The 3,638-nt window shown below is 68.6% G+C and carries 6 protein-coding genes and 1 pseudogene; all 7 read right to left on the reverse strand.

Annotated features, from left to right (window positions below; genetic code table 11):
- Window positions 1–264: gene transfer agent family protein (locus tag CVM52_RS24380; RefSeq protein WP_100164898.1), on the reverse strand; the 264-nt coding region annotated here is incomplete at its 3' end.
- Entirely contained in the window at window positions 264–677 is a 414-nt protein-coding gene (locus CVM52_RS24385) for a phage major tail protein, TP901-1 family (protein WP_100164894.1), read from the reverse strand. The genes CVM52_RS24385 and CVM52_RS24380, both read right to left, overlap by 1 nt.
- A 25-nt stretch (window positions 678–702) precedes the next feature.
- Window positions 703–1,116, reverse strand: a complete 414-nt coding sequence (locus CVM52_RS24390; protein ID WP_100164895.1) for a DUF3168 domain-containing protein — start codon at window positions 1,114–1,116, stop codon at window positions 703–705.
- On the reverse strand, window positions 1,113–1,451 hold the full coding sequence (locus CVM52_RS24395) for a head-tail adaptor protein (RefSeq protein ID WP_100164896.1): 339 nt from the start codon (window positions 1,449–1,451) through the stop codon (window positions 1,113–1,115). Before CVM52_RS24395 ends, CVM52_RS24390 begins: the two co-directional genes overlap by 4 nt.
- A pseudogene (locus CVM52_RS24400) lies at window positions 1,448–2,047 on the reverse strand (head-tail connector protein). The gene CVM52_RS24395 and the pseudogene CVM52_RS24400 overlap by 4 nt, the downstream one beginning before the upstream one ends.
- A 170-nt stretch (window positions 2,048–2,217) precedes the next feature.
- Window positions 2,218–3,381, reverse strand: coding sequence for a phage major capsid protein (locus CVM52_RS24405; RefSeq protein ID WP_100164897.1), 1,164 nt, complete (start codon window positions 3,379–3,381; stop codon window positions 2,218–2,220).
- On the reverse strand, window positions 3,378–3,638 hold a 261-nt coding region (locus CVM52_RS24410), incomplete at its 5' end, for an HK97 family phage prohead protease (RefSeq protein ID WP_205965024.1). The genes CVM52_RS24410 and CVM52_RS24405, both read right to left, overlap by 4 nt.

A 3,638-nucleotide genomic window follows, 5' to 3' on the forward strand; every position in this document is an offset into this window, starting at 1 on the left:
GGCGGCCAGCGGGCCGCCGGCGATCTCGGCGGTCAGCAGGTCGCGCGTCTCGACCGCCGCGCCGCCGCCGCGCAGACCGGCCACGATCAGTGCCAGCACATCGCGGCTGGAACAGGCGCCGTTTTCGAAACGTTCGACCAGCGCGATCAGCGTGTCCTCGCGCAGCTCCGCCTCCAGCTCGGCCAGCGCACCCAGCGTCAGCTTCAGCACCCGGCACTCGCCATCGATCTCCAGCGCCACCTCGCCGCGATGCGGATTGACCATCACAGCGCGGTGAAGCTCAGCGCCCCGGCGCTGGCCAGCGCCATCTCATAGGTCGCCTCGCCATTATGGCTTCCGGCATAATCGATGCCGGTGACCTGGAAGGCGCCCTCGACGATGCCGAAATCGGGGATCACCACCTGGAAATCCGGCGTCTCGCCGTCGAAGAACAGCTGCCGCGCGCGTTCGTCGGTGCCGGCATCGCGGAACACGCCCGAGCCGGAAATCGCCGCCGATTTCACCCCGGCGCCGGACAGCAGCTCGCGCCAGCCGCCCTGGCTGTCCAGGCTGGTCACATCGACGCTCTCGGCGTTGAAACTGACCCGCGTGGCACGCAGCCCCGCGATGGTCTGAAACTGGCCGTCGCCGGTCATGTCGACCTTGACCAGCAGGTCCTTGCCATTCTGGGCACCCATATCCGTCTCTCCAAATCCTGAGTGATCAATCGTCTTCGACGCGGGCGCGAAAGCGCAGGTCGATCCGCCGCGCCTGCCCCGCCTGCCCGGCCCGCCGGGCGCTGGCGCGGTGAAACCACAGCCCCACCAGCCGCCCGCGCGCCAGGGTCAGCTCGGCATCGATCAGCGCATCGCTGACAGCGCCCGCCACCGCCTTGGCGGTGGCGAACCCATCGGCGGTGGTGACAACCGAGATTGCAATCCGGTGCTCGGCCGCGCCGCCGCTGGCATCGGACTGGTCGCGCACCTCTTCCGCGCCCAGCGTCACGTAGGTTTCCGGCTTCACCCCGGCGGGCAGCGCGTCAAACACCGCCCCGCCCACCAGCGCGGCAACACCGGGATCGGCCAGCAAATGCTGATAGACCGCCGCCTGCAACGCCGCGCTTGTGCCATAGCTCATGCCACCAGCTCCTCTTGCGTGAAGCAGGTCATATACCGGCCGTCGGCGTCACGCTCGGCCACCGCGCGGATTGCGAAGATCCGCGCGCCGTCGCGGAACCGCTGCCCCGGCACCGGCCGCATCGACGACCCCTGCGGCGCGGCGCGCACCACGATGCGGAGGGTCACGTCGGAGACCGGATGCCCGGCCTCGTCGCGCGCGCGGCCCGTCCGCGCGTCGATCCCCGCCCATAATTCGCCGACCGCCACCCAGCCGCCGGCGAAGCCGCCGCTGCCATCGGCTACACTTTCCTGCGCTTCCAGCACCAGCAGCCGGTTCAGGCGCGGCGGTCTCATTGGCCATATCCCGGCGCCAGCCGCAGCGGGCGATAGCGCTGTACCAGGCTGGTCACGCCAAAAGGCATGCAGCCATCGCTCAACGCCGTCTCGTTGCGGTATTCGTAATAATGCGCCGCCAGCAGCAGCACCGCCTGCCCCAGATCGGCGGGCAGTTCCTCCCAGGCTTCGGCATAGCCGGCGGTAAAGCGGAGGCGCAGCGACGATCCCGTCGGCACCACCGGCAACAACGCGCCCGCAGGCCGCAGCACCGGGCGCTAGCTGTCCGGTTCCAGCCGGAACCGAGCCAGCGGCAGCTCGGTCTCGGCGGCCGCCGCGTCGATCAGCGCCACCTGCACCAGATCGCCAACCGGCGCCACCGGCAGGCCCTGGCCCTCGCGGCTGCGCCAGCCCGGCAGCATCCAGGAAAACAGGCGCGAGATCAGGGCCTTGCCGGTGCGTGCCTCGATCGCCGCGATGGCAGCGCGAAGAAACCCCTTCAGCACCGCGGTCTGCAGATCGACCTCGGCAAACCCGGTGCCCTGCCGCAGGTGCGACTTGAACGCGTCCACCGGCAGCGCCGCATCCGGCACGGTGGTCTCTTCGATCAACATCATGGATTCACTCCGCAATCTCGTCGCCCTTTCGGACGGGTCGTTCCCCAGTGGCGGACGCGCGCCGCTCCACGTTGCTCGGACGGAGGGGAGCAGCTAGACAACATGGAGGTTCTCGTGTGACACGCGCCCACCGCGCGGCCGGTTGCCCGGCCCCGCATTCGACACACCCGTCAGGAGGTGCCGAATTTCAGCAGCTTGATCGCGGCAAAATCGGACACGTCGCCGCCCACCCGCTTGGTGGCGTAGAACAGCACATGCGGCTTGGCGCTGAACGGGTCGCGCAGCACCCGCAGGTCGGGGCGTTCGGCCACGGTATAGCCGGCGGCAAAATCACCAAAGGCGATGGAATAGCTGTTGGTGGCGGCGTCCGGCATATCCTCGGCCACCAGCACCGGATAGCCCATCAGCCGCGCCGGTTCGCCGGCGGCCAGCCCGTCGCTCCACAGGAACCGCCCGTCGGCATCCTTCAGCTTGCGCACGATACCCGCGGTCTTGGAGTTCATCACGAAGGTCGCGTTGGCGCGATAACGCGCCCCCAGCGCATAGACCAGGTCGACAATCGCATCGCCATCGCCCAGCCCGCCCTCGGTGCCGGTGGCGATGTATCCCAGGTTGCCCCAACTCCAGCCGCCCTCGGCCACGATGGTATGGTCCAGGATCCCGCGCGGCTTGTCGGCGCCATCGCCGGTGATGAAGGCCGCCGCCTCGGCGCGGGCGAATTTGTCGGCGATACGCCCGGCCAGCCAGCCCTCGACATCGAAGGCGCTGTCATCCAGCAGCCGCTGCGACGCCTTGGGCAGCGCGCTGAGCTCGTGCAGCGGGATCGAGATACGGTCGATCAGCGGCGTGTCGGTTTCCGCTGCGGCCGCGGTTTCCGAGGCCCAGCCGGCACCCAGATCGGCGTGATCGATCAGCACGTCATAGCTGGTCGCCTCCACATGCACCACCTGCGCCACCGCCCGCAGCGAGGCGGCGGAATACAGCACCGATTGTACCTGTTCGGCGGTCTGCGGATCGACCAGGAACCCGCCATCGCTGTTGACCACGGTCGACAGCGCCTTCTGCTCGAATTCCAGCCCGCGCAGCCCGTCATCATCACCCGAACGCAGATAATCGTGGAACGCCTTGCGATGCGGCGCGCCGCTATCAGTTTCGGCGGCCAGATGCGGCCGCGCCGCGTGGTGAGTTTTTCGATCCAGCATGGTCAGTCGCTCTTCCGTCTGTTGAAGTTTGAGTTCGATTTCCCCTTGGAAATCCCTGAATTCGCCCAGAAAGCCGGACACAGCCTGTGTGACCTCGCGCATCGGGTCCGCCGTCATCTCGGGTTTGCTCATCCGCTGATCCTTTCGCCTGATCGTGAAAGCCGCCCGTCCCGACGGGCCAGGTCGCGCCGGGCGCCGTCGAAGGCCGCCGCCAGCGCGCCCAACTGGGGCCACGGCGTCTCGGCCTTGGCCGCCACCCGCGCGGCGGGCAGCATCGGGAAGGTCACCACCGACACTTCCCACAGCTCCAGCTCGGTCAGCAAGCGCTGGCCCTTCTGGTGGCGTTCGGCCCGCCGGGTGCGATAGCCGATCGACAGCCCGTCCAGCGC

The organism is Pseudooceanicola lipolyticus (assembly GCF_002786325.1).
Lineage (GTDB): Bacteria > Pseudomonadota > Alphaproteobacteria > Rhodobacterales > Rhodobacteraceae > Pseudooceanicola_C > Pseudooceanicola_C lipolyticus.

Coding starts and splice junctions, on each gene's coding strand:
- CVM52_RS24390 (WP_100164895.1), bottom strand. CDS start 1,116: ATGAGCTATGGCACAAGCGCGGCGTTGCAGGCGGCGGTCTATCAGCAT.
- CVM52_RS24405 (WP_100164897.1), bottom strand. CDS start 3,381: ATGAGCAAACCCGAGATGACGGCGGACCCGATGCGCGAGGTCACACAG.
- CVM52_RS24395 (WP_100164896.1), bottom strand. CDS start 1,451: ATGAGACCGCCGCGCCTGAACCGGCTGCTGGTGCTGGAAGCGCAGGAA.
- CVM52_RS24385 (WP_100164894.1), bottom strand. CDS start 677: ATGGGTGCCCAGAATGGCAAGGACCTGCTGGTCAAGGTCGACATGACC.